At 70.8% G+C, this 25712-nt stretch carries 20 protein-coding genes; 9 read left to right on the forward strand and 11 right to left on the reverse strand.

Annotated elements, in window-relative coordinates:
- Positions 1-126: 126 nt before the first annotated feature.
- Positions 127-1002, reverse strand: a complete 876-nt coding sequence (locus Q0Z83_RS53220; RefSeq protein ID WP_378079128.1) for a peptidylprolyl isomerase — start codon at positions 1000-1002, stop codon at positions 127-129.
- Positions 1003-1034: 32 nt separating this feature from the next.
- The gene (locus tag Q0Z83_RS53225; RefSeq protein ID WP_317791204.1) at positions 1035-1919 is read right to left on the reverse strand and encodes a peptidylprolyl isomerase; all 885 of its coding nucleotides are present in this window, start codon (positions 1917-1919) and stop codon (positions 1035-1037) included.
- Between the two features lie 190 nt (positions 1920-2109).
- On the opposite strand from Q0Z83_RS53225, the gene Q0Z83_RS53230 reads away from it, so the two are divergent.
- The 8 genes from Q0Z83_RS53230 (at position 2110) to Q0Z83_RS53265 (ending at position 12686) form a co-directional block, all read left to right on the forward strand.
- Complete coding sequence (locus tag Q0Z83_RS53230) at positions 2110-2808, forward strand: MBL fold metallo-hydrolase (RefSeq protein ID WP_317791205.1); 699 nt, start codon at positions 2110-2112, stop codon at positions 2806-2808.
- A 24-nt stretch (positions 2809-2832) separates the two neighbouring features.
- On the forward strand, positions 2833-4143 hold the full coding sequence (hisS, locus tag Q0Z83_RS53235; RefSeq protein WP_317791206.1) for a histidine--tRNA ligase: 1311 nt from the start codon (positions 2833-2835) through the stop codon (positions 4141-4143).
- 37 nt (positions 4144-4180) lie between these two features.
- The gene (locus Q0Z83_RS53240; RefSeq protein ID WP_317791207.1) at positions 4181-5110 is read left to right on the forward strand and encodes an acyl-ACP desaturase; all 930 of its coding nucleotides are present in this window, start codon (positions 4181-4183) and stop codon (positions 5108-5110) included.
- Between the two features lie 54 nt (positions 5111-5164).
- Positions 5165-5971 (forward strand): cyanophycinase, encoded by an 807-nt coding sequence (locus tag Q0Z83_RS53245; RefSeq protein WP_317791208.1) that lies wholly within the window; start codon positions 5165-5167, stop codon positions 5969-5971.
- The gene (cphA, locus tag Q0Z83_RS53250) at positions 5968-8697 is read left to right on the forward strand and encodes a cyanophycin synthetase (protein ID WP_317791209.1); all 2730 of its coding nucleotides are present in this window, start codon (positions 5968-5970) and stop codon (positions 8695-8697) included. The genes Q0Z83_RS53245 and cphA overlap by 4 nt, the downstream gene beginning before the upstream one ends.
- A gap of 363 nt (positions 8698-9060) precedes the next feature.
- Complete coding sequence (locus tag Q0Z83_RS53255; RefSeq protein WP_317791210.1) at positions 9061-11067, forward strand: serine/threonine-protein kinase; 2007 nt, start codon at positions 9061-9063, stop codon at positions 11065-11067.
- A gap of 251 nt (positions 11068-11318) precedes the next feature.
- Positions 11319-11573 carry a hypothetical protein gene (locus tag Q0Z83_RS53260; RefSeq protein WP_317791211.1) on the forward strand — a complete coding sequence of 85 codons (255 nt, stop codon included), beginning with the start codon at positions 11319-11321 and terminating at the stop codon, positions 11571-11573.
- Positions 11574-11783: 210 nt separating this feature from the next.
- A complete protein-coding gene (locus Q0Z83_RS53265; protein WP_093613916.1) occupies positions 11784-12686 on the forward strand; it encodes a sigma-70 family RNA polymerase sigma factor in 903 nt (300 codons plus the stop codon).
- A 32-nt stretch (positions 12687-12718) separates the two neighbouring features.
- Here Q0Z83_RS53265 and Q0Z83_RS53270 read toward each other — a convergent pair whose 3' ends face one another.
- The 8 genes from Q0Z83_RS53270 to Q0Z83_RS53305 all read right to left on the reverse strand — a co-directional run bounded on the left by Q0Z83_RS53270 (position 12719) and on the right by Q0Z83_RS53305 (position 20202).
- Positions 12719-13462 (reverse strand): urease accessory protein UreD, encoded by a 744-nt coding sequence (locus Q0Z83_RS53270; protein ID WP_317791212.1) that lies wholly within the window; start codon positions 13460-13462, stop codon positions 12719-12721.
- A 1-nt stretch (position 13463) separates the two neighbouring features.
- Positions 13464-14162 carry an urease accessory protein UreG gene (gene ureG / locus Q0Z83_RS53275; RefSeq protein WP_317791213.1) on the reverse strand — a complete coding sequence of 233 codons (699 nt, stop codon included), beginning with the start codon at positions 14160-14162 and terminating at the stop codon, positions 13464-13466.
- 38 nt (positions 14163-14200) lie between these two features.
- The gene (locus Q0Z83_RS53280; RefSeq protein WP_317791214.1) at positions 14201-14845 is read right to left on the reverse strand and encodes an urease accessory protein UreF; all 645 of its coding nucleotides are present in this window, start codon (positions 14843-14845) and stop codon (positions 14201-14203) included.
- Complete coding sequence (locus Q0Z83_RS53285; protein WP_317791215.1) at positions 14846-16564, reverse strand: urease subunit alpha; 1719 nt, start codon at positions 16562-16564, stop codon at positions 14846-14848.
- On the reverse strand, positions 16561-16968 hold the full coding sequence (locus Q0Z83_RS53290; protein WP_317791216.1) for an urease subunit beta: 408 nt from the start codon (positions 16966-16968) through the stop codon (positions 16561-16563). The genes Q0Z83_RS53285 and Q0Z83_RS53290 overlap by 4 nt, the downstream gene beginning before the upstream one ends.
- On the reverse strand, positions 16965-17267 hold the full coding sequence (locus Q0Z83_RS53295) for an urease subunit gamma (RefSeq protein WP_317791217.1): 303 nt from the start codon (positions 17265-17267) through the stop codon (positions 16965-16967). Before Q0Z83_RS53295 ends, Q0Z83_RS53290 begins: the two co-directional genes overlap by 4 nt.
- 136 nt (positions 17268-17403) lie before the next feature.
- The gene (locus tag Q0Z83_RS53300; protein ID WP_378079122.1) at positions 17404-19428 is read right to left on the reverse strand and encodes an acyltransferase family protein; all 2025 of its coding nucleotides are present in this window, start codon (positions 19426-19428) and stop codon (positions 17404-17406) included.
- Positions 19429-19632: 204 nt separating this feature from the next.
- Positions 19633-20202, reverse strand: a complete 570-nt coding sequence (locus Q0Z83_RS53305) for a TetR/AcrR family transcriptional regulator (RefSeq protein WP_317791219.1) — start codon at positions 20200-20202, stop codon at positions 19633-19635.
- Positions 20203-20249: 47 nt separating this feature from the next.
- On the opposite strand from Q0Z83_RS53305, the gene Q0Z83_RS53310 reads away from it, so the two are divergent.
- A complete protein-coding gene (locus Q0Z83_RS53310) occupies positions 20250-23393 on the forward strand; it encodes a bifunctional cytochrome P450/NADPH--P450 reductase (protein ID WP_317791220.1) in 3144 nt (1047 codons plus the stop codon).
- A 657-nt stretch (positions 23394-24050) separates the two neighbouring features.
- Here the strand turns inward: Q0Z83_RS53310 and Q0Z83_RS53315 are convergent.
- A complete protein-coding gene (locus tag Q0Z83_RS53315; protein ID WP_317791221.1) occupies positions 24051-25688 on the reverse strand; it encodes a serine/threonine-protein kinase in 1638 nt (545 codons plus the stop codon).
- Positions 25689-25712: the final 24 nt, after the last annotated feature.

The raw sequence follows: 25712 nt of genomic DNA on the forward strand, positions 1-25712 counted from the left end.
GGCGCCTGACGAAACGAGAAACGGCGGGCCCTCCGGATCGGAGGGCCCGCCGTTTTCATGTCGGAAAACGATCGGGCCGGCGCCGAGGTGGGAACCTCGATGCCGGCCCGGGATGCGCTGCGAAGATCAGGCCGCGGCGAGTGTCATCGTCTTGATCAGGACCTCGGTCTTCGGGCGGCCACCACCGGGCGACGGCTCGAAGGCGCCGTCGTCGCCGGCCTTGACCACGTTGCGGACGATGTCCAGGCCCTTGTTGATGGTGCCGAGCAGCGTGTAATTCGCCGGGAGCACGGTGTCTTCGGAGCAGATGAAGAACTGGCTGCCGGTGCTGCCGGGCTGACCGGTGTTGGCCATCGCGATCGAGCCCGCCGGGTACGGCTTCTTCTCGTCGGTCGGCAGGTTCTCCTCGACCATGGTGTAGCTCGGCCCGCCGGTGCCGTCGGTGTCGCGGTAGCCCTCGCCGGTGGCGAACGGGTCGCCGCACTGGAGGACCTTGAAGCCGTCCTTGTTGACCAGGCGGTGGCACTTGGTGTTGTCGAGGAACTTCTTCTCGGCCAGGTGCTTGAAGCTCGCGCCGGTGCACGGGGCCTTGCTCAGGTCGATGTCGGCCGAGATGGCACCGAGGTTGGTCTCGAAGGTCAGGGTCGACTTGCCGGTGTTCGGCACGTTGACCGGCGGGAGACCGACGTCCTTGACCTTGCCGCCGCCCGACTCGTCAGCCGGCGTCCAGACGCAGTTGACCGTGCCGGGGCCGGCCGGCGGCACGTTCGCCGCGGGGTCGGCGCTGGCCGAGGAGTCCGGAGCGGCCGCCTCGGTGGTCTTGTCGTCCTTCATCGCCTGGACGACGAAGAAGGCCGCGCCGGCGATGACGACGACCGCGAGGGCCGAGCCGATGATCGCCTGCCGCTGCCGGCGCTTACGAGCGGCCGAGGCGCGCTCGGCCATCTCCTTCTCGAGCCGGGCCCGCGCCGCCGCGCGCTGCCGGTCCTTGGTCGACGACACGGTCTCCTCCATGCTGCTGTCTCTACCTTCGCTCACGACTGGGCGCCTGTTGAGGGAGCGACACTGGCGGCAGCGGACGGGGCCGTGCCGGTGGCCGCCGCGCCGACGGTCAGGGTCTTGATGGTGATCTTGTCTTTGGGCTTGACCTTGTCACCGGAGCTGTTCTCGACCGTCGGGACCTTGGCGATCGCGTCCAGGGTGTCGAGACCGCTGGTGACCTTGCCGAGGATCGAGTACTGCGGGTCGGCGGTGGCGAAATCCTTGTGGAAGATCAGGAACTGGCTGCCGTTGACACCCTTGGGGTTGCCGACCACGGCGACGGTGCCCTTGGGGTAGAGCACGGTCGCGGCGGGAGCCGTCGAGGCGCTCGGCTCCGGGGTGGGTGCGGCCGGCGGGTTCTCGTCGTAGTAGCTGTAGGTCGGCCCGCCCTGGCCGGTGCCGCTCGGGTCACCGCAGCGCAGCGCGCCCTCGGTGGTGAGCTCGTGGCACTCGGTGTTGTCGAAGAACTGCTTGCCCGCCAGGTACGAGAAGCTGGCCGCGGTGCACTTCGAGGCGGCCACATCGATGTCGACCACGATCGGGACACCCTTGTCGGTGCTGATCGTCATGGTCTCGGTGCCGGACTCGGGCAGGCCGGTGGTCGGCGGGGTGCCGACCTCCTTGAGGTCGGCGTTGCTCTCCACGCTCAGCGGCGTCCAGAGGCACTGGTCGAGGGCGCTGGTGTCGGTGGTCGCCTCGTCGCTGTCGAAGGCACCGCCGATCCAGGCACCGCCGGCGGCGATGAGCAGGACCGCGAGGGTGGTGCCGACGCCCGCCGAGACCCGGCGACGGCGGCGCTCGCGCTCAGCCCGGCGGGCCTGCTGCCGGTCGAATTTGGCCCGCGCGAGCTTGCGCTGCCGGTCCTTGCTGGAAGCCACCGAACGCTGTCCTTCCCTGCCTGGGATCACAGGAACGCCTGCCCGGAATCACAGGAGCACCTCTACATGTCAAGGGGTGCGGCACGCCACACGCCCGCAAGAGTGTACGGGTACCTCCTGAGAAAGTGGCGTGCGCCCGCCCGGCTACTCTCGTTACGATTCGCACCCAGATTCCTGAGAGGCAACCACCGTGCTCGTCACCGGCTTTCCGGCCCAGGCCTTCGGCACCAACTGTTATGTGGTCGCCGCCGGTCCGGGGGAGCAGTGTCTGGTGGTCGACCCGGGCATCGGGGTGCTCGACCAGCTCGAGGAGACCCTGGCGAAGCACCGGCTGTCGCCGGCCGCGGTCCTGCTCACGCACGGGCACCTGGACCACACCTTCTCGGTGGCGCCGGTCTGCGGCGCGCGGGGCATCACCGCCTATGTGCACCCCGCCGACCGGGAGATGCTGGCCGACCCGGCCAAGGGCCTGAGTGCCGATCTGACCTCGATGTTCGGCGGGCGCCTGCCCTACACCGAGCCGGCGGACGTGGCCGAGCTGACCGACGGCGCGGTCCTGACGATCGCGGGCATCGAGGTGACCGTCGACCATGCGCCCGGCCATACCGGCGGGTCGGTGCTGTTCCGCCTGCCCGGAGCGAACTCCTCCTGGGACGCGGAGGAGATCTGTCTCTCTGGAGACGTGCTCTTCGCGGGCTCGATCGGACGCACCGACCTGCCGGGTGGCAGCACCCCGACGATGATGGCCAGTCTGCGGGACAAGGTCCTGCCGCTGGCCGACGAGACCGTCGTGCTGCCCGGCCACGGACCGGCCACCACCATCGGCCGTGAGCGCGCGTCGAACCCGTACCTGCGGGATCTGATCGCCGCGCCCGGTCGCTTCCTGTAGTCGTTCCCGGTAGGAGAGACCCCAGTGCCCATTTCCGGCTTTCCCGAGTGGCTGCCGCCCCAGCGCATCATCGAGCAGCAGGTGCTCGACAAGATCAGATCCACATTCGAGCTGTACGGCTACGCCTCCCTGGAGACGCGCGCCGTCGAACCGCTGGACACCCTGCTCAGCAAGGGCGAGACCTCCAAGGAGGTCTACCTGTTGCACCGCCTGCAGGAGGAGGAGAACGCCAAGCGCGAGGACCAGTTGGGCCTCCACTTCGACCTGACGGTGCCGTTCGCGCGGTTCGTCACGGAGAACAACGGCAGGCTGCAGTTCCCGTTCAAGCGCTACCAGATCCAGAAGGTGTGGCGTGGTGAGCGCCCGCAGGAGGGTCGTTACCGGGAGTTCCTGCAGGCCGACATCGACGTGGTGAACCGGGACACCCTGCCGTTCCACTTCGACACCGAGATGCCGCTGGTGATCGGCGACGTCTTCAAGTCACTGCCCATTCCGGACGCGACGATCCTGGTCAACAACCGCAAGGTCTGCGAGGGCTTCTACCGGGGCCTCGGCCTGGCCGACACGGCGCAGGTGCTGCGTACGGTCGACAAGCTCGACAAGATCGGCCCGGAGAAGGTGGCGGCGGCCCTGGTCGAGACGGCCGGCGCCACCGACGCGCAGGCCGCGGCCTGTCTGGCGCTGGCGGAGATCTCGGCGACCGACGGCTCGTTCGCCGACCGGGTCCGGGCGCTGGGGGTCACCGACCCGCTGCTGGACGAGGGCCTGGCCGAGTTGCTCCAGGTCGTCGAGACGGCCAACGAGCACGCGCCGGGCCTGGTCCGGGCCGAGCTGAAGATCGCCCGTGGGCTCGACTACTACACCGGCACGGTGTACGAGACGATGCTCCAGGGGTACGAGCGGTTCGGCTCGATCACCTCCGGGGGCCGGTACGACAACCTGGCCTCGGTCGGTAACACGAGGTTCCCCGGCGTCGGCATCTCGATCGGGGTGTCCCGGCTGCTCGGCCTGCTCTTCGGGCAGGACGCGCTGACCGTCTCCCGGTCGGTGCCGACCTGTGTGGTGATCGCCCTGGCCAGTGACGACAAGCGGGTCGAGTGCGACCGGATCGCGTCGTCGCTGCGCCGGCGGGGGATCGCGACCGAGGTGGCGCCGACGGCGGCGAAGTTCGGCAAGCAGATCCAGTACGCCGACCGTCGGGGCATCCCGTTCGTCTGGTTCCCGGGGGAGCCGGACACGGTGAAGGACATCCGCTCCGGTGAGCAGGTGGAGGCGGACGCGGCGACCTGGCAGCCGCCGACCGCCGACCTCTACCCGAACGTGTCGGCGCGCTGACGCTACGTGAGGATGGTCCGGCGGTTACCGTGAGCGGATGCCGCTGGACCAGACCGCGCTGCTGATCGAGTTGGAGCCCGTCGTCGCGACCAACCTCGACCGGCACCTGGCGCTCGCCAAGGAGTGGTTCCCGCACGAGTACGTGCCGTGGAGCGAGGGGCGTACCTTCGACGGGCTGCTCGACGGCGAGCCGTGGCGGCCGGACGACTCGAAGCTGCCGGACGTGGCGCGGACCGCGCTGATCGTCAACCTGCTGACCGAGGACAACCTGCCCTCCTACCACCACGAGATCGCCACGCTCTTCGGGCGGGACGGCGCCTGGGGTACCTGGGTGCACCGGTGGACCGCGGAGGAGGGCCGGCACGGCATCGCGATCCGTGACTATCTGACCGTCACCCGCGGGGTGGACCCGGTCGAGCTGGAGCGGGCCCGGATGGACCACATGCAGTCCGGGTATGTGAACGTCAACGGCCACGAGATCATGCACTCTCTCGCCTACGTGGCGTTCCAGGAGTTGGCCACCCGGATCTCGCACCGCAACACCGGCAAGGCGACCGGCGACCCGATCGCCGAGCAGCTGCTGGCCCGGGTCGCGGCCGACGAGAACCTGCACATGGTCTTCTATCGCAACCTGCTGGCGGCGGCCTTCGAGCTGGCGCCGGACCAGGCGATGCGGGCGGTCGCGAACGTCACGGCGAACTTCCAGATGCCGGGGGCGAACATCGCCGGCTTCGGCCGCAAGGCGGTGCTGATCGCGCTGGCCGGCATCTACGACCTGCGCCAGCACCGGGACGAGGTGCTCCAGCCGGTGCTGCGCCAGTGGAACGTCTGGGACCGGACCGATCTGCGCGGTGACGGCGAGCGGGCGCGGGAGGAACTGGCCGCGCAGATGAGCGAGCTGGAGACGCAGGCGGTCCGGTTCGAGGAGAAGCGCGAGGCCCGGCGGAAACGGCTTGGGGAAAGCTGAGCCGCATTCGGATTGGCCGGATGTTTCGGTTTTGTTCCGATTAACCTCAGCAGTGTGGAGGGGAACAGCCGGCTGTTGATCATGGGTGGGGCTGCCGGTCCCGCCCTGCTGGGCCGGTTCGTCGAGCTGGCCGGGGCGGCCGCGGCCCGGATCGTGGTCATCGCGACGGCCAGTGAATCGCCGGCGACGACGGCCGACGCGTACCGCGAAAGGTTCGCCGATCTCGGTGCCGGTGCGGTCCGCGCCCTGCCTCTCGCCTGCCGTGCCGACGCGAACAGCGCCGAGGCCGAGGCCGCGTTGCGCGACGCCACCGGCGTCTTCTTCACCGGCGGCGATCAGGAGCGCATCATCACCGTCCTGGGCGGCACCGCCGTCGACACGCTGCTGCACGCGCTCGTCGCCGAGGGCCGGGTGATCCTGGCCGGGACGAGCGCGGGCGCCGCGATGATGTCGGCCACCATGATCACTGGCGGAGACCGTCCCGGGGTGGCCGCGGACAGCGTGCGCACCGGCCCCGGGCTGGAATTCCTGCCGTGCGTGCTGATCGATCAGCACTTCGCCGAGCGGGGCCGACTCAACCGGCTGCTCAGCGCGGTCGCCTGCTACCCCCATGAGCTGGGTGTGGGCATCGACGAGGACACCGCCATCCTGACCGGGGGCGACAGTTTCGAGGTCCTCGGCAGCGGGGCGGTGACGGTGGTCGACGCCGGAACCGCCACCGACATCCGGGTTCCGCCGTCCGGGCCGATCGCGCTCGCCGGAGCCCGGATCCATGTGCTGCCGGCCGGCTGCACCTTTCACCTCACGGGCCGCCGACCCGTCACCGGCCCGCCTTCCCCAGAACGGGAACGAGCCGCATGAAGATCGAAAGCCTGCGCCGTCTGCGCGGCCCCAACGTCTACCTCTCCCGGCCCGCCGTGGTGGCCCGGCTCCTCCTCGGCGACCTGACCGGGGTGGAGACCACCGACGTCACCGGGTTCACCGAGCGGCTGCTCCGGGCCGTGCCGGGCCTGGCCGAGCACCACTGCGCGGCGGGCACACCGGGCGGGTTCGTCAGCCGGCTGCGTGGTGGCACCTACTTCGGGCACGTCACCGAACACGTCGCCATCGAACTCTCCCAGCTGATCGGCCGGGAGGTCGGCTTCGGCCGAACGGTCGGCACCGGGGAGACCGGCACCTACGACGTGATCATGGAGTGCCCGGTCGACGAGTCGCCCGAGTCGTCGGTGCCCGGTGAGCTGTTCCGGGCCGCGATCGACCTGGTCCTCGAGGTGCACGGGGGTGCCGGCCCGTCCGCCGCCGTGCTGTCGGAGCGGCTCACCGGCCTCGCCGAATTGGCCGAACGCGAGGCCACCGGGCCCAGCACGCGGTCGATCATCGCGGCCGCCCGGCGCCGCGGCATCCCGGTGGAACGGTTCGACGACCTCAGCCTGCTCCGACTCGGCTGGGGGCACCGGCGTCGGCTCGCGTGGGCCGCGATGACCGACCGGACCAGCGCGGTCGGCGTGGACATCGCCGGGGACAAGCACGTCACCCGGCGGCTGCTCGACGAGGCGGGCGTTCCGGTCGCCCCGGGCGGTGCGGCCGCCACCGTCCAGGACGCCCTGCGGCTGTTCGGCGAGCTGACCGCGCCGGTGGTGGTGAAGCCTCGGCACGGCCGCCAGGGGCGGGACGTGGCCCTGCACCTGAACACCGCAGAGGAGGTGGCCGAGGCGTTCGCCGCGATCGGTGGTGAGGCGGTGGTCGAGCAGCAGCTCGACGGCCGTGACTACCGGGTGCTGGTGGTCTCCGGCGAGGTGGTGGCGGCCGCCGAACGGGTCGCCGCGCATGTCCTCGGCGACGGCACGGCCACCGTCGCCGAGCTGGTCGAGCGGGTCAACGCCGACCCGCGGCGCGGCCCCGGGCACTCCCGGGTGCTGACCCGGATCGACCTGGACGAGACCACCGACCGGGTGCTGCGCCGCGCCGGGCTGACCCCGGAGTCGGTGCCCGACGAGGGCGGTACGGTCTGGCTGCGCGACACCGCGAACCTCTCGACCGGCGGTACCAGCCGGGACGTCACCGATCAGGTGCACCCGGACGTGACCCGGCTCTGCCAGCGGATCGTCGCACTGACCGGCCTGGACATCGCCGGCATCGACCTGCGGCTGCCGGACATCGGCGCTCCGCTCCAGCCCGGTGGCGAGCCGGTCACCGCCGGAGTGATCGAGGTCAACGCGGTCCCCGGCCTGCGCATGCACCTGGCGCCGGCGCACGGCCGACCCCGGGACGTGGGCGACGCGATCGTGCGGGCGATGTTCCCGAGCGGGTCGGACGGCCGGATCCCGGCGGTCGCGGTCACCGGGACCAACGGCAAGACCACCGTCACCCGGCTGATCGCCCACCTGCTCGCGGGCAGCGGCATGCGGGCCGGCGTGACCAGCACCGACGGGGTGGTCATCGACGGGCGCACGGTCCAGGTGGCCGACGCCACCGGGCCGAGGTCGGCGCAGATGGTGCTCGGCGACCCGCACGTCGAGGTGGCGGTGCTGGAGACGGCCCGTGGCGGCCTGTTGCGGCGCGGGCTCGGCTACGACTGGTCGGACGTCGGGGTGATCACCAACATCACCGCCGACCACCTGGGCCAGGACGGGCTGGACTCCGTCGAGGATCTGGCGCACGTCAAGGCGGTGGTGGCCGAGCGGGTCCGGGACGGCGGGACGCTGGTCCTCAACGCCGACGACCCGTGGGTGCGGAGCCTGGCCGACCGGCCTCGGGTGCGGGCCGACCGCAAGCGCCTGGTCTGGTTCTCCCTCGACACCGAGAGCCCGGTGCTGACCGAGCACCTGGCCCGCGGCGGGGCGGCCTACGTGCTGCACGACGGCTGGCTGGTGCAGGCGACCGGGGCGCGGCGGACACCTCTGCTCCGGCTGGCCGAGGTGCCCGGGGCGTACGGCGGAGCGGCCCTGCACGTCGCGGCGAACACGCTGGCCGCCATCGCCGCCGCCCGGGCCCTCGGCGCCCGGCCGGAGAGCCTGGCCGACCGGCTCGCCGAGTTCGACCCGGCGGTGGCCAACCCGGGCCGGGGCACCCTGTTCCGGCTCGGTGACGTGTCGGTGTTCGTGGACTACGCCCACAACCCGGCGGCGCTGGCCACCACGCTGCGCACCCTGCACCGGCTGTGGGGTCCGGAGCGCTGCGTGGCCGCCGTCACGCTGCCCGGCGACCGGCGCGACGACCTGCTGGCCGCGTCGGCCCAGGTGCTCGCGGACGGCCTGACCCGGGTGGTGCTCTACGAGGACACCGATCCGCGCGGCCGGCCGGTCGGCGAGGTGTCCGGGTTGGTGGAGAGGGAGATGCGGGCCCGTCGTCCGCAGCTCACCGCGGTACGGGCGGACGGCTACCGGGAGGCGGTCACGGCGGCGCTGCGGCTGGCCGTACCGGGTGAGGTGGTCCTGGTGATCTATGAGAAGTGGGCGCCGATCCGGGCCTGGCTGGCCGAGCTGGGGGCGACCCCGGCCGGCGGGACACCGGTGCGGGCCGGGGTCGCGGCGCTGCCGTCCCGGCATTCGGCACGCAGACTGGCCGGAACCCCGGTTCGCGGTTGACAGATCATGGACAGATTTGATCTCCCTGCGTAGTGATCATTTGACCTTCAGTGATCCCCTGCGTGATGAAGTCACTCGATTGGTTGAGAGCGAAAGTTCTGACGAAGCGGGCAATAGGTGCACTCTCGGTCACGCTGCGCGTTCGGCGTCCCTCTAAAGGGGGGATCACATGGGCCGACGCACCGTAACGACCCGCAGGTAGATCGCAATGTGACGGGTCGTACTGGCGGCTGATAGGGACTAACATCCTCGCCGTCGATGGGGGATGCTCGGAGTCCGATGGTCGGGCCCGACTCGCCCGGCGTCGGACGGCATGGCGGTGCGGTCCGGCGTTTTCCTCTTGAAGCGCGCATGTGGGGGCACATGAGCACGGCGGACCTGCCCGGTTCGGGATTGCTCGCCGGTCGATACCGACTGGTCGAGCGTCTCGGCGCAGGCGGGATGTCAGTGGTTTGGCGTGGGTTCGACGAGGTGCTCGGGCGGCAGGTCGCGGTCAAGGTCCTGCCACCCTCGACGAGCGCCGACCCGTCGTTCCGGCGCAGGCTCCGGGCGGAGGCCCAGGCCGCGGCGCGGCTCACCCATCCACACATCACCAATGTGTACGACTACGGCGAGGCCACCACGGTCGACGGTGAGCCGGTGCCGTACGTCGTGATGGAGCTCGTCGACGGCGAGTCGCTGGCCGCCGTCCTGGCCCGGGTGCGGACCCTGCCGTGGCCCACCGCGGCCCGGATCGCCGCCGAGGTCGCGGCCGCCCTGGCCTCGGCCCACTCGCGTGGCATCGTGCACCGCGACGTGACCCCGGCCAACGTCATGCTCACCCCGTCCGGCGCCAAGGTGGTCGACTTCGGCATCTCCGCCCTGATCGGGGAGAACGACACCGACCCCGACGGCAGCCTGATGGGCACCCCGGCCTACCTCGCTCCCGAGCGGCTGGAGGGCGGCCAGGTCAGCCCGGCCACCGACGTGTATGCGGTCGGCCTGCTGATCTACCGGATGCTGATCGGCCAGTTGCCGTGGGACGTCGGCACCACCACCGCCCTGCTGCGCGCCCATCAGTACGTGGAGCCCGAGCCGCTGCCCCCGGTGGACGGCCTGCCCCACTCGGTCGACGCGCTGATCGCCCGCTGCCTGGAGAAGCTGCCCGGCGACCGGCCGTCCAGCGCCGAGCTGGCCGGTGCGCTGGCCACCATCTCGGCCGGCGCGCCGCTGGTCACCTCCGGGTTCGACGCGGACTGGGAGGACGGCGAGGACACCTTCATCCTGCCGTCCGGCTACCCGTATTCGGGTTTCGGCCCGGCGGCCGCCGCGGCGGCCATGGCGGCCGGCGACCGGACCACCATGGGCGCCGAGCCGACCACCGCCCCGAAACCGGCTCAGCACGCCGCTGCGGCCGCTCCCGAGCCGTTCACGCCGCCCGCCCACACCACCGCCTCACCCTCACCCTCACCATCACCGTCGTTGCGGCACGGTGCGAGTGGGTCGTCGTCGGCGCCGCCGGCCGGTCGCCCGCCGAACCGTGCGCAGGGCCGGATCCGCCGGATCGTCGTGGTCGCCGGCACGGTCGCCGTGCTGAGCGCTCTCACCTACGGCTGGACGGCTCTCGGCGGTCCGCGCACCGGCGAACCGCAGGCCAACGGGACGCCCGGCCCGGCCGTGGTCCCGCCCACCGGCGATTGTGTGGTCAGCTACGCGGTCTGGTCGGATGACGGCGTCCGGTTCAAGGCGCAGGTCACCCTGGCCAACCGAGCCAAGACCCCGATCAACGGCTGGAGCCTCTGGTTCCTGATGAACGGTGACCAGACCCTCTCCGGCAACGGCAAGGTCGCCCTGACCCAGCAGGACCGGATGGTCACGGTCGCCTCGCACGCGCCGATTCCATCGCAGCGCACCGTCACCATGCAGCTCACCGGGCGCTACGGAGAGAGCAACCTGGCCCCGCTGGTCTTCAAGCTCAACGACGAGACCTGCGAGACGTATGTGTCGGAGAAGCCGGGCGACCCGGCTCGACCGGTCGAGATCCTGGAGAACGGGGAGGCCAGGTTCGCCGACCCGGCGACGTCACCGGCCATCTCGGTCGGCCCGAGCGGCAACGTGGTCATCAAGCCGTCGCCGACCCGCTCCGGGTCGGTGAAGCCGAGTGTGAACCCGCAACCGGGCACCTCGACCACGACGACCGGCACCGACCCGACCGGCGGCACCACGACGCCCACCACGCCGCCGCCACCCTCGCTGCCGCCGCCGTCGACCGCCTCCGAGAACCCCGGGGTGGGTGAGACCACGACCCCGCCGGTCACCACCACGCCGGCCACACCGCCGGTCCGAAACGACGACTGCGACGAGGAAGTCGACGTCTGCCCGACCACCTGATCGTAGGAACGGGCAGGCAGTCCACCCGATCGGCGGCGGAAAACCGGAGGCCGAAGGTCCGACCGTAGAGTTACGGTGAACCTAGACCGACAGGCGCTTCTGCTCCGATCCGGGAGTCCGGATTGCGGCACTTTGGCACGGCGTGGCTGCCGGCCCGTAAGGCACCCGAGCGGATGATGGGCGAGAGCCCGGGTAGATCGTGGTGTCAGCCGAGTTCAAGCAGGTCGTCGACATCGGGGAGTTCGACAGAAATGATCAGCACAGCAGTGAAGGATCTGGCCGCCGAGGCGCTGTTCGTCTCGTACCTCCAGCCGTCCCAGAGTCCCTCCCGGACGGCGGTGGAGGAAGCGATCACCACCATGATCCTGCGGTACGGCAGTGACGGTTGTGCCGCCGGCGTGGCGGAGGAGTTCGGCGATCACCCGGAGATCGCGGTGCAGCGGATGGTGTGGGTGCACGAGGAGTTGGCCGAGGTGTCGGCGCTCCGTGCCCCGGTGCTGCATTGATCACTCGATTTCCGCGAACCCGGCCGTGAACCGCGGCCGGGTTCCGTGTTTAAACCTCGTTGGTCCGTGGTGGTCCTCTCAGGCCTGAGGTTTTTCATGAAAAAACTCCACAAAAGCAACCAAGTTCGGCTGACGCTGCACCCGTAGGCGCTCACTGTTCTTCTCGTAAGCCGGTTTCACCAGCCGGTTAGTACCAGCGAGGAGGACTACGTGACCACCACGACCGAACTCCCCGCCACCATCGGCATGATCCATGACGCGCCGTCCGCGCGTGACATCGAGGACCTGATCCGCGAGAACATGCCGATGGTTGGCCATCTGGTCCGGGAATTGCTCAACCGGGTGCCCGGCCATGTCCACGCAGATGACCTCTCGTCGGCCGGTTTCGCGGCTCTGCTCGGCGCGGCCCGTTCCTTCGACGTGACCCGTGGGATCCCCTTCCACCGCTTCGCCGCGGTCCGGATCCGCGGCGCCCTGCTCGACGAACTGCGCGGGCAGGACTGGGCCAGCCGATCGGTGCGGGCCCGGGCCCGGCGTGCCGCGACGGCCAGGCAGGAGCTCACCGCGGCGCTCGGCCGTACGCCCAGCGACGCCGAAGTGGCCGAGATGCTCGGCATCGGCGTCAACGAGTTGGCCAGCGTCGAGGACGACGTGCAGAAGGCCTCCCTGCTCAGCCTCCAGGGATTCCCCACCGGAGCAGCCGAGGAGATGGTGCCGGAGACTTCTGAAGGGCCCGAGGATCTGCTCCTCAAGCGGGAACGCCTCGGGTATCTGCACCAGGCCATCCAGGCCCTGCCGGAACGGCTCCGGCAGGTGGTGCAGGAATCCTTTCTGCAGGAACAACCGCTGAGCGAGGTGGCGGCCCGGCTCGGCGTCACCGAATCCCGGATCTCCCAGCTGCGCACCGAGGCGCTGAGGCTGCTCCGGGAGGGCCTGAACAGCTCGCTCGCACCGGAACTGCTGACCGTGGCGGCGGGGGGACCACGGACCAGGAAGGGCTGCCTCCAGCGTCGGCGCAGCGAGTACTTCGCGAAGGTCGCCCAGCAGGGCAGCCTGCACACCAGGCTGGCACTGACCGACAGCCACGGCGTGCCGATAGCGGTCGCCGCCTGAGCTCGGTCACCGGTACGGCTCGTGCCGCTGTCTCAACACGCTTGCGACAGCGGTGCGAGCCCCACCGCATCGAGTGCCGTCTTGACCTGGCGGATGTCCTCACCCACCGCGGTCGCCAGCAGACCTGGTCCGGCCAGCCGCATCGACGCGGCATCCGGGCCGAGGACGGCCGGTTCCGGTAGTTCCGGCCCGGCCATCACGACGGTGCCGATCGCCCGTCCCCCACCGAGCACCGCCGCGCCGTCCCAGCCCGGAGCACCGGGGCCGACGGCCAGCTCATGGCGGTAGAGGACGGCTCCGCCGTACCGGATCAGGGTGTCCGCCCGGACCGCGCCGGACGCCTCCCGATGCCGCCCGCAGACCAGATCGTCGCGCCACAGCAGCGTCCCGCCCTCGGCCACGTCCACCCGCGTCACCACGTCGTGGTCGCAGCCCGCGGCCGCGATCAGCGGTTCCGGCGACCATCGCAGCGTCCCACCGGCCGCCACCGACGCGGTGACGGTCAGCCGGGACGGCGGCGCGGCCCGGCCCGGCAGCGCCAGGGAGGCCGCGACACTCAGCATCTCCAGCCGGGCGCCGGGACCGACCACGACGTCCAGCCGCAGTTCGTCGCCGCGCAGCGGCCCGGCCGCGCCACCCACCAGATGAACCGTCACACCGCCGTCGGCGGGCCGCCCGGTCCGGCGCGGCAGCAGCGGCGACTCGCCGCGCAGTACGGCGAGCCGGGTACCGCCCCGCCCGTCGTACTCGGCGACGACCCGAGCTTCCGCCCGCACCTCAGACCCGGGCCGCGACCAGGCCGCGGATCCAGTCGGCGACCGGCGTGGCCTGCTTGTCCTCGGCCAGCGACAGGAAGACCGTGGGCAGTTCGTGCCGCCGGGCCCTCGCGTCGCGGTCCATCACCGACAGGTCGGCGCCGACCATCGGGGCCAGGTCTGTCTTGTTGATCACGAGCAGGTCGGCGGTGGTCACACCGGGGCCGCCCTTGCGGGGCACCTTGTCCCCGCCGGACACGTCGACCACGAAGATCTGCTGGTCGATCAGGCCCTTGCTGAAGGTGGCGGTGAGGTTGTCGCCGCCGCTCTCCACCAGCACCAGGTCCAGCGGGCCGAGCTTCTCCTCGAGATCCTCGACGGCGTCCAGGTTGGCCGAGATGTCGTCGCGGATCGCGGTGTGCGGGCAGCAGCCGGTCTCCACGGCGCGGATCCGCTCGGCCGGCAGGACGCCGTTGCGCAGCAGGAAGTCGGCGTCCTCGGTGGTGTAGATGTCATTGGTCACGACGGCCAGGCGGATCTCCGCACCGAGGGCCCGGCACAGTGCCGCGACCAGGGCGGTCTTGCCCGAGCCGACCGGTCCGCCGATGCCGATGCGCAGCGCCCGGGGACCCTCGCCCAGCGGCGTGTGCGGGTCGACGCCCGGGTCGGGGTGGGTGTGCGGAACCTCGTCGGGACCGTGTTCGTGCAGTTCGGGATGCATTGTCTCCTGCCCTTCAGGGTGCGGGTGGCCGGTCCTCCTCATGACGCGAAGAGCCGGACCTCCCAGGTGGCGTGGTGCTCGGCGCCGATGTCGAGCAGGGGGGCGCCCGCGGCCGGCAACTCGTCGACCGGGTCGCCGGACCGGGCCGTGGCCGCCGCCGCGATCCGGTCACATTCGGGGGCCAGCCGAGCCAGCAGCGCGTGTACGGCGTACGGATCAAGACCGAGGAGCCGGACCCCGGCGCTCGCCGAACCGGTCACCAGACCGTGCGCCGCGGCGATCGCGGCTTCGGCCGGTGTCAGCCCGGCCGCCGCGGCCAGAGCGCCCAGAGCGACGGGCTGATGCGGTTCCCGGCCGATCGTGGCGATCGGCCACATCGCCCGACCGGCCCGCAGCAGCGCCCGGCCCTGAGCCCGGGACGCCTTCCGCAGGGCCGGCGAGGGGGTACGGGCGTCCAGACCGGCGTCCAGTTCGGCTGCCCGTTCGACGTCGGCGCAGGCCGCGGCCGCGAACGCCGCCGAGACCAGGCCGCTGGTGGCGAGCTTCCCGCGCAGGAACCCGTCCAGGCCGCCGATGTCGCGGACCCGCCCGTTGGCGATCTGCGGTTCCAGCCCGCCGGAGTGCGCGTGCCCACCGGAGGGCAGCCGCCCGTCGGCGAGCAGAAGCAGCGTGGCGAGGCTCATTCAGAACAGGAAGTAGCGCTGGGCCATCGGCAGCACGTCGACCGGATCCGGCTCGATCACCTGGCCGTCGATGCGTACCTCGAACGTGTCCGCCTTGACCTCGATCCGGGGCATGGCGTCGTTCAGCGGCATGTCGGCCTTACCCACCGAGCGGGTGTCACCGACCGGGACCAGCGCCCGCTTCACCCCGATCCGGTCGCTGAGCAGGGCGTCGATGGCGGCCGGGGCGACGAACGCGAGGGACGTCTGCGCTGGGACCACACCGTAGGCACCGAACATCGGCCGGGGCAGCATCGGCTGCGGCGTCGGGATCGAGGCGTTCGCGTCACCCATCTGCGCGTACGCGATCATGCCGCCCTTGAGGACGACCGCCGGCCGTACCCCGAAGAACGCCGGGTCCCAGAGGACCAGGTCGGCGAGCTTGCCCGGCTCGACCGAGCCGACCTGGGCGTCCATGCCGTGGGCGCGGGCCGGGCAGATGGTGTACTTCGCGACGTACCGCTTGGCCCGGTTGTTGTCCGCGGCGCCGTCGCCGGCCAGGGCGCCGACCCGGGCCTTCATCACGTGCGCGGTCTGCCAGGTACGGGTGACCACCTCACCGACCCGGCCCATGGCCTGCGAGTCCGACCCGATCATCGAGATGGCGCCCAGGTCGTGCAGGTAGTCCTCGGCGGCCATGGTCGACGGCCGGATCCGGCTCTCGGCGAACGCCAGGTCCTCCGGCACCGACGAGTTCAGGTGGTGGCAGACCATCAGCATGTCCAGGTGCTCGCTGAGGGTGTTGCGGGTGTACGGCCGGGTCGGGTTGGTCGACGACGGCAGGATGTTCGGGTGCGACGCGACGGTGATGATGTCCGGCGCGTGACCGCCCCCGGCGCCCTCGGTGTGATAGGCGTGGATCGACCGGCCGGCGATGGCGCGCAGCGTCTCCTCGACGAATCCGGCCTCGTTCAGGGTGTCGGTGTGGATCGCCACCTGCACGCCCGACGCGTCGCACACCTTGAGGCAGGCGTCGATCGCGGCCGGAGTGGTGCCCCAGTCCTCGTGCAGTTTGAAACCGCCGGCGCCACCGCGCAGCTGCTCCCACATCGACTCGGCGGACATCGTGTTGCCCTTGCCGAGTAGCAGCACGTTGATCGGCCAGGTGTCCAGGGACTCCAGCATCCGGGCCAGGTGCCAGGAGTTCGGCGTGACGGTGGTGGCCTTGGTGCCCTCGTCCGGGCCGGTGCCGCCGCCGATGATGGTGGTGATGCCGGCGGCCAGCGCGGTGTCCAGGATGGTCGGGCTGATCAGGTGGACGTGGCTGTCGATCGCACCGGCGGTGAGGATCTTGCCGTTGCCGGCGAGGATCTGGGTGCCGGGGCCGATCACCAGGTCGGGGTGTACGCCGTCCATGGTGTCCGGGTTGCCGGCCTTGCCGATGGCGACGATCCGCCCGTCGCGGATGCCGACGTCGGCCTTGACGATGCCCCAGTGGTCGAGGACGACGACGCCGGTGATGACGGTGTCCGGGGCGCCCTCGGCCCGGGTGGCCCGGCCCTGGCCCATCGATTCGCGGATCACCTTGCCGCCGCCGAAGACGACCTCGTCGCCGGGGACCGGGCCGGAGCTGCGGTCCTCCTCGATCTCGATCAGCAGGTTGGTGTCGGCGAGCCGGATCCGGTCACCCTTGGTCGGCCCGAGCAGCGCCGCATAGCGGCTCCGGTCCAGAGAAGTCATCGTGGGCTCCCGTTGTGTTCGCCCTCGCCGGTGTCCTCGTCGAGGGAGCCGGCCGGTTCGATGTCGGTGGGGTCGGGCTCCGGCGGTGGCGCGGGCTGGTCGAGTGGCCCGCCGGCCAGGCCGCGCAGGCCGGGGACGATGCGGTTGCCGGCCAGCGCCACGAGGGTGATGTCGCGGGGTATGCCCGGTTCGAACCGGACCGACGTGCCGGCCTGGATGGCGAGCCGGTGGCCCCAGGCCGCGGTCCGGTCGAACTCCAGGGCCGCATTGGACTCGGCGAAGTGGAAGTGCGATCCGACCTGCACCGGCCGGTCTCCGGTGTTGCGGACGGTCAGCGCGATGACCGGGCGGCCGGCGTTGATCTCGATGTCGCCGTCCCCGAAGAGGATCTCGCCCGGGATCACGAGATCGGCCCGTGCACGGTGACCAGCTTGGTGCCGTCCGGGAAGGTGGCCTCGACCTGTACCTCGGCCAGCATCTCGGGCACGCCGTCCAGGACGTCGGCCCGGGTGAGCACCCGCCGCCCGGCATCCATCAGCTCGGCCACGGTACGCCCATCGCGTGCCCCCTCCAGCAGGAAGGCGGTGATGATGGCGGTGGCTTCCGGATAGTTGAGCCGCAGGCCCCGGTCTCGGCGACGCTGGGCGACGTCGGCCGCGACGTGGATGAGCAGGCGTTCCTGCTCGTGTTGGCTGAGGAACAAAGGGAACCTCCTGCTGATCGCGCCACGGAATGCTCGCAGGTGGAAGTTTCGGACGTGTAACCCTGGATTGATCAAAACATGGAACGGCCCCGTCATCGCGTGCTTCCACGCGGTGCCGGGGCCGTTTCCGAATTGTTTACTTCGGTAGCCGCGCGCTCAGCAGGGGCGCCAACATCGCCGAGTACTTCGTGGTGATGTGGTCGTCGTCGCGCCACACCAGCACGTTGCCGACCAGGGCCGGGCAGGAGTCGGTGGTGCAGAACCAGGGGAGCGCGTCGATCATCTGGACGCCGTTGCGCTTCGCGTTCTGCTCGACCAGCACCTGCCGCTGCGGCTGGACGATCGACTCGATCGCCGGAGCGACACAGCGGGAGACCTTGTCCGAGTGCTCGGCCAGGCATTCCGGCGCGTTGTAGCCGGGCCAGGGGGTGTCCCGGATCTGCACCAGCTTCGTCCGCGTCCCCTTGATCGCCTTGTAGGTGGCGTCCCAGCCGGCCGCCCACGCGGCGTCCAGCTGCGCGCCGCTCGGCCGGGTGCCGGCGTCGTCGACGAGCGGGTTGCCGTCGTTGCCGCTGGAGGACATCACCACGAGGTACGGCTGCGCCTGCTTGATCTCGGCGAGCACCTCGGCGCGCCAGGTCGGGCATTCGCTGTAGACGCGCTTGAGCCCGGGGCTGAAGGTGACCACCGAGGCGGCGTTGCACGCGCTCTTGGTACGGACCTCGAGTTTCCAGCCGCGTTCCTTGGCGACCGCGTCGACCGCCGGGAACCAGTGCGCGGCGTGCGAGTCACCGAAGAGGAACACGGTCCGCGCGCCGGCCGGGTCGCCGTACAGGCACGGGTTGGGTGCCGCGGCGTCCAGATAGTCCAGGTGACACCGGTCGTTGTAGTAGTTCGGCTTGTCCTTGCGCGCGTTCTGCACCTTGGGCGTGGTGTTCGACGGCAGCTTGCCGGTGCCGACCGAGGCCGCGATGATCCGCCGGAGCTCCGCCTCCGGGTCGGTCGCGCCGGCGACGGCTTCGGCCGTGTCCACCGCCGGGGCGCCCTTGGCCAGCTGCGGCGGCTTCATCGCACCGGCCTGGGCGACCAGGGCGGCGAAGCAGGACAGGGCCAGTCCGACGGCCAGACCGCGGCGGGCCTTGGCCTTCACCCAGGACTGGTTGCGGGCCGGGTTCTCGATGAGGTGGTACGACCCGATCGCCAGCACCAGCGCCCCGGCGGCCAGACCGAGGTTGAGCGGCACGTTCGGCTCGACGTCCAGCATGTGCGGGACGATCATGAGGACCGGCCAGTGCCACAGGTACCAGCTGTACGAGTACCGGCCGATCTGCTGGAAGGGCCAGGTGCGCAGGACGGTGGCGGCGCTGCCGCTCGGGCCGGACGTGCCACCGGCGATGATCGCGGCCGCGCCGAGCACCGGCAGCAGGGCGGCGTAGCCGGGGAACGGCGTCTCCTCGTTGTAGAGGAACGCGGAGGCGATCACCGCTGCCATGCCGGCCCAGGTCATGCCGGCGGCCAGGCCGCGGGGCAGCCCGGCCAGCCGGGTCGCGCCGACCGCGATCAGCGCGCCGACCGCCAGCTCCCAGGCACGGGTGTGCGCTCCGAAGTAGGCCCACGGCGCCGACGTCGAGGTCTGCAGGACGCTGACCGTGAGTGACGCCGCGACCACGAGCACGAGTGTGATGATCACCGGGGCCCGGCGCTTGCCGAAGGCCAGCGCGAAGATCAGCAGGAGGAGCGGCCAGACCAGATAGAACTGCTCCTCCACCGCGAGCGACCAGAAGTGCTGCAGCGGGGAGGGCTCGGCGCTGGCGTTCATGTACTGGACGCCTTCGTTCGCCAGGCGCCAGTTGATGCCGTAGAAGGTCGCGTAGATCGCGTCCAGTGAGATCGACTTGAACCGGGTGGCCGGCAGCCACAGCCAGGCCGCGGTCACGGTGACCAGCAGGACCACGGTCGACGCGGGCAGCAGCCGGGTGGCGCGCCGGGCGTAGAAGGTGGCCAGCGAGACGGTCCCGGTGCGGCTCAGCTCCTTGAGTAGCAGGGTCGTGATCAGGAAGCCGGAGATCACGAAGAACACGTCGACACCGACGTATCCGCCTTCGAGGCTCGTGATGCCGGCGTGCGAGAGCACGACGAGGGTCACCGCGATGGCGCGCATTCCCTCGATGTCCGGTCGGAAACCGAGGTGCGGGGGCGCGGGAGGGGAGGCTGTCCCCGGCCGCGCACTGTGGAGCTGGGCGTCGTAAGTGACCGACATGTCCTACCTAGCGATGAGTGACCGGCCGGGATCGGGGGCCGAGCTTACCTGCGGCGACACAGGTCTTCCACAGCCGGTTCATCACAACTTCATAGTGAGGACAGCTCACACTCGGGCGGCCACTCCGTCGATCAACAACTGGACCGCGAGCGCGAAACCGGCGTCGTCCGCCTGGCCGGAACCGATCAGGCGCCGCATCGTGCCGTTGACCTCGGTGTGCAGCAGTCCGCCGACGAGCACGGCGAGAACCGCACCGGTCCGCTCGACCTCGCTCTCGGGCAGTCCCGCGGTGCGCAGCACGGTGCAGAGTGTCCGCCACATCGGGCCGTCGCGCTGGATGAAGTCGTCACTCGCGAAGGCGTACCGGATCAGGTTGCGGTGGGCGAGGCTCAGCGACCGGAACTCGTACGCCAGATTGCGCAGTTGTTCCTGCCATGTTCCCTCCCCGACCGCGATGTGACGTGCGCCATCGGTGACCAGGCGGGTCAGTCCGTCCAGAAGGGCCGCTTTGTTCTCCACGTGGTGGTAGATCGACATCGGGTTGACACCCAGCTGGCCTGCGAGTTTGCGCATGCTCAGCGCGTCCACGCCGTCGGTGTCGACGATGTTCAGAGCCGCTTGGAGGATTGCGCCCTTTGTTAAACGTTGATCACCGGACTTAGCGGATTCAGCCATACGCCGTATGGTAGTAGCCATACACCGTATGGCTGAGGAGGACCCCCGTGAGCGCCGCGATTCCCACCCCCCGCGGACTGCCGATCGTCGGCAATGGACTGCAGGTGCCGGTGGAGGGCACACACCGGTTCTTCGCCGACCTGGCCGCGCAGCACCCCGACGGCATCTACCGGCTCAATCTGGCCGGCCGGCACGTCGTCTTCGTCCACGACCCCGACCTGGTCGCCGAGGTCTGCGACGAGTCCCGCTTCTACAAGCCGATCGACCCGCCGCTCGCGCACGTCCGCGACTTCGCCGGTGACGGCCTCTTCACCGCGCGTGAGGAAGAGGAGGTGTGGGGTCAGGCGCACCGGATCCTGCTGCCCGCCTTCAGTCAGCGGTCGATGAAGGCGTACTTCCCGCAGATGCTGGAGATCGCCGGCAACCTGGTCGGCGCGTGGTCCGGGCGCACCGAGGTGGACGTCGCCGACGACATGACCCGGCTCGCCCTCGACACCATCACGCTCGCCGGGTTCGGGCAGCAGTTCCGGTCCTTCGAGCAGGCCGAGCTGCATCCGTTCCTGCAGGCCATGGGCAACGCGTTGACCGAGGCGATGAACCGGACCCGGCAGCTGCCGATGGTCACCGGGTTGAAGAAGCGGGCCGATGCGGCGTACAAATCGGATATCGCCGTCATGCAGGACACCGTCGACGAGGTGATCCGGGTGCGCCGGGCCTCCGGCGAGAAGTCGAACGACCTGCTCGGCCTGATGCTGGAGGCCAGTGACCCGCTGACCGGCGCCCGGCTCTCCGACGAGAACATCCGCAACCAGGTCCTCACCTTCCTGATCGCCGGGCACGAGACCACCAGCGGCACCCTCTCCTTCGCGCTGCATCACCTGATGCGCAACCCGCACGTCCTGGCCCAGGCCTACGCCGAGGTGGACCGGATCCTGCCCGGCGACACCGTGCCCACCTACGAGCTGATCATGAAGCTCGACGTGATCCCGCGGATCCTCGACGAGACGCTGCGGCTGCACTCGCCGATCACCGCGATCGGCCTGGCCTCGCGAGAGGCGACCACGCTCGGTGGCTGCTACGAGATCCCGGCCGACCAGAAGATCGCGGTCATCCTCAAACCGCTGCACACCCACCCGTCGGCGTGGTCCGACCCGGAGACGTTCGACATCGACAGGTGGCTGCCCGAGGCCAAGGCCCAACACCACCCGCACGCGTACAAGCCGTTCGGCAACGGCGAGCGGGCCTGCATCGGCCGACAGTTCGCGCTGACCGAGGCCCGCCTCGCGCTGGCCATGCTGCTGCAGCGCTTCGCCATCGCCGACCCGGCCGGCCACCGGCTGCGGATCAAGCAGACCCTCACCATCAAGCCGGACGGCTTCCGGCTGCGGGTCCGTCCCCGTCTCGCGCACGAGCGCCTCTCCTTCGACGAGCCGGTCGCCGAGACGTCCGAGACCGCCGAGGTTCAAGCTTCGGGGGTACGGCTACGCGTCGCCTTCGGGTCCAACCTGGGCACCTCCGAGGACCTCGCCCAGCAGTTGGCCGACCGGGCCCGCCGGTCGGGTTTCGACGTGACCGTGCAGACGCTCGACGAACTCGCCGCCGACCTGCCCGCCGACGGGCTGCTCGCCGTCGTCACGTCCAGCTACAACGGCAAGGCGCCGGACAACGCGCAGGCCTTCGACGACCTCGACATCCCGGCCGGGACGCTGGACTCCGTGCGGTTCGCGGTGCTGGGCAACGGCAACACCCAGTGGGCGACCTACCAGGCGTACCCCCGTCGCGTTTTTGCGAAGCTCGCCGGAGCGGGCGCGCAGCCCATCGTCGAGCGTGGCGAGACCGACGCCTCGGCCGACTTCGACGGCATGGCGCAGAGCTGGCTGAACGGGCTGTGGAGTGCGCTCGCCACCGAGTTCGGCGCCGAATCGAAGGCCGCCGACGGCCCGAGGTACAGCGTCGAGGTACTCGGCGAGGACCAGATCCGGCCCGCCGTCGTCTCCGACCAGGCGCACCCGGTCATGGTCATGTCGGTGGAGGAACTGGTCGGCGACCCGACCGGCCTCTGGGACTTCAGCCGTGAGGCGCCCCGGCCCGGTGTCAAGGCGATCACCGTCCAGCTGCCCGAGGGTGTCACCTACACGGCCGGCGATCACCTGGCCGTCTACGCCAAGAACGATCCCGAGCTCGTCGACTGGGCCCTGCACACCCTGCGAGTCTCCCGCGACCTGGTGATCCGTCTCGGACAAGCGGGGGAGCGGCCGACCGGGCTGCCGATCGGTGTGCCGGTCACCGCCGGGCTCCTGCTCACCGACTTCGTCGAACTGCAGGAGCCGGCCACCCGTGGGCAGATCGCGGTCCTCGCCGAGCACACCGAGTGCCCGTGGACGACCCGGCAGCTGACCGCGTGGACCACCTCGGCCGACCTGTACGCCGACGAGATCCTGGCCAAGCGGGTCTCGGTGCTGTCGCTGCTGGAGCGGTTCCCGGCGGTCGAGCTGCCGTTCGCGGTCTTCCTCGAACTGGTCGGCACGATCAAGCCGCGGTTCTACTCGATCTCGTCGTCGCCGACCGTCGACCCGTCCCTGGTGACGATCACGGTCGGCCTGGTCGACGGGCCGTCCCGGACCGGCAACGGGCGCTACCGCGGCATGTGCTCGCAGTACCTGGCGCGGCTGTCACCGGGTGACGTCTTCTACGGCCACGTCCGGGTGCCGGCGCCGCCGTTCCGGCTGCCCGCCGACCCGGCCACCCCGATGATCCTGATCGGGCCGGGCACCGGTTTCGCTCCGCTGCGCGGCTTCCTTCAGGAGCGTGCCGGTACGGCCGGGAGCGGCCCCGCCAAGCTGTTCTACGGCTGCCGGCATCCGTCGCATGACTGGCTGTACCGGGCCGAGATGGAACAGTGGGCCGCCGACGGTGTGACCGACCTGCACCTGGCGTTCTCCGCGGTCGACGGGCACCCGCACCGGTTCGTCCAGGAGGCCCTCGCCGCCCAGGGTGACGCCGTGTGGGAGCTGCTCGAACAGGGCGGTCACATCTACCTGTGCGGTGACGGCGCCCGGATGGCCCCGGCCGTCCGCGACGAGCTGTACGCCATCTTCCGCCGGCACACCGGGGCGACCGCGGTCGAGGCGGAGGCGTGGCTGCGTTCCCTGGAGGCGGCGGGCCGCTACCAGCAGGACGTCTTCGCCTGATCGGTTCTCATCCCTTGTGCCGGCCGGCGGTCCGGATCAGACCGTAGGCCGGCACGGTGGGTACGGCTGGCGGCGATCTTGTGAGTGTCAGGGCTGTTCGACGGGCGTGACCTCACCAAGATCGACGGCCGGGCGGCAGTGGCCCTCTCCAGAGACCCTCCGGAGTCAGGGTCTGGTCGGTTCGCCGGTGCGAGCCGTGATCGGTCCGTCCGTGATCCGGCACCGACGAAGTCGTGGGCCGAGCGGCCGACGGCATCGTAGGGCTGTCTCCAGGGCCTGGTTGACCGGCGAGCGGCACGCCTGGGCTGCCTCCGGACGTAAGGCGATCAGTCGGCGGCACGGTATGGCTGCTTCGGCGGCGTTTAGGGTTCTTCCCGCGTCGCTCAGATGTCTGGTGAAGCGCTTTAGGGTTCCTCCCGCGTCGCTGGTGGGGCGTTTTAGGAGTTCCTCCCGTGTCGTTGGGATGGCCTCCGGGGTCTTTGCAGTCGAGGTCGTGGTTTGCTGCCACGATCTTGTGAGGTTGCGCCGGCCGGCCGGCCGGCCGAAACGTCACAGGATCGATGCGGTGGGCGCCGACTGCCGGCGATCTTGTGAGGGTTAGGGCTGCTCGACGGGCGCATACTCACAAGATCAACGGCAGGTCGGCAGTGGCCCTCTCTAGTTTTCGGTGTTGTCGCCCGGGTCCGTCTCGTCGTCGCCCGGTTCGCCGGTCTCGGCCGGGGTCGTCGCCGTCGCGGTCGGGGTGGCGGTCTCGCCGGTCGTCTCGGTCACGGTCGGTGCGGTGGTCGCCGTGGGCTCGGCCGGCCGGGTGGTCGTCGTCGTGTTCGTCGGCCGGTCGTCGTTCTCCGTCTGCTCGGTTCGTTCCGGCCGGGTCGTCTCCTTACCCCCGTCGCCGCCCGCCGGGGCGTCGGCGGATCGTGGCGCCGAGCTCACCGGAGCGGCCGGGGCGTTCGTCGTCGGTTGCGGCCCGCCGCCGAACCAGCCCAGTGGGTCGGTCGCGACCAGCACCCCCAGACCGCCCAGCAAAGCGACCGCGGCCAGCACGAACAGCGGAAGAAGGCGCCGCCGGTCAGCGCGGGCCCCGGTGCCCGGCCCGGTCCGATCCGGCGTCGCCGGCCGCTGTAGGGGAACAACCACCGGGACGGCACCGGAAGCGGCGCTTCCGGGCGTGGCACCGGAAGCGGCGCGGCCGGGCGCGGCACCGGGAGCCGTGTGATCGAGTGCGGCGCCAGGCGCCGTGCGGCCGGGAGCGGTCCGGTCGGGTGTGATGCCGGGAGTGGGATGGTCGGGTGTGATGCCGGGAGTGGGGTGGTCGGGTGCGGTGCCGGGAGCAGTGTCGACAAGGGCGGCGCTGATTGCGGTGTCGTCGAGTGGTTGCATCCCAAGGACGCCGATCCACGGTGATCCGGCCCGAGTGGCGGCGAGGTCGTCGTCCGGGCCGGTCACCGGAACCTCCGCCACCGGCGATCCGGCATCGAGGCCGGCGGCCGCCGTGCGAGCCGCCTCGGCCATCAGGCCGGCCGAGGAGAAACGGTCCTCGGGTTTCTTGGACAGGGCGATCCGGACGATCTCGCGGACCTCCGGTGGCACGTCGGCCGGGAGTTCCGGCGGCTCGTCCTCCAGATGCTGCAGGGCGATCGCGATCGGGTTGCGGCCCTCGAACGGCGGGTGGCCGGCCAGGCAGTGGTGGGCGAGGGCGCCGAGCGCGTACACGTCGGCGGCCGGACCGGCCACATGCTGGGCGACCTGTTCGGGTGCGATGTAGAGGGCGGTGCCGACCACCTCGCCCGCGCCGGTGACCGTGCCCGAGTGCGCCGAGCGGGCCACCCCGAAGTCGACGAGCACTACCGTGCCGTCCGGTTCGATGAGCAGGTTGCCGGGTTTGACGTCGCGGTGGACGATCCCGGCCTCGTGCGCCGCTTCGAGGGCCTGGGCCGCCTGCGCCACCACCGACATGGTCTCGGCGGGGGAGAGCCGCCCGCGTTCGGCGAGTATCCGGTTCAGCGGCTGCCCCTCGACCCGGGCCATCACCAGGTAGGCGTCCTCGACCGCGGTGTTCCCGAAGTCGTAGACCGGCACCACACCCGGGTGGCGCAGCGCGGCCAGGGCCTGTGCCTCGTGCCGGAACCGGCGTTGGAAGCCGGGATCGGTGGCCCGGTCGGCGAGCAGCGTCTTCACCGCGACCGCCCGGCCGAGCACGGTGTCGGTGGCCTGCCAGACCTCACCCATGCCACCGGCGGCGATCCGATCGTCGAGCCGGTAACGTCCGCCGAGCAACTCTCCGGTGTGAGGCATGGATGTCCCTCTACCCAGGAGAGC

It is taken from the genome of Actinoplanes sichuanensis (genome assembly GCF_033097365.1).
In the GTDB taxonomy this organism is placed as follows: Bacteria; Actinomycetota; Actinomycetes; order Mycobacteriales; family Micromonosporaceae; genus Actinoplanes; species Actinoplanes sichuanensis.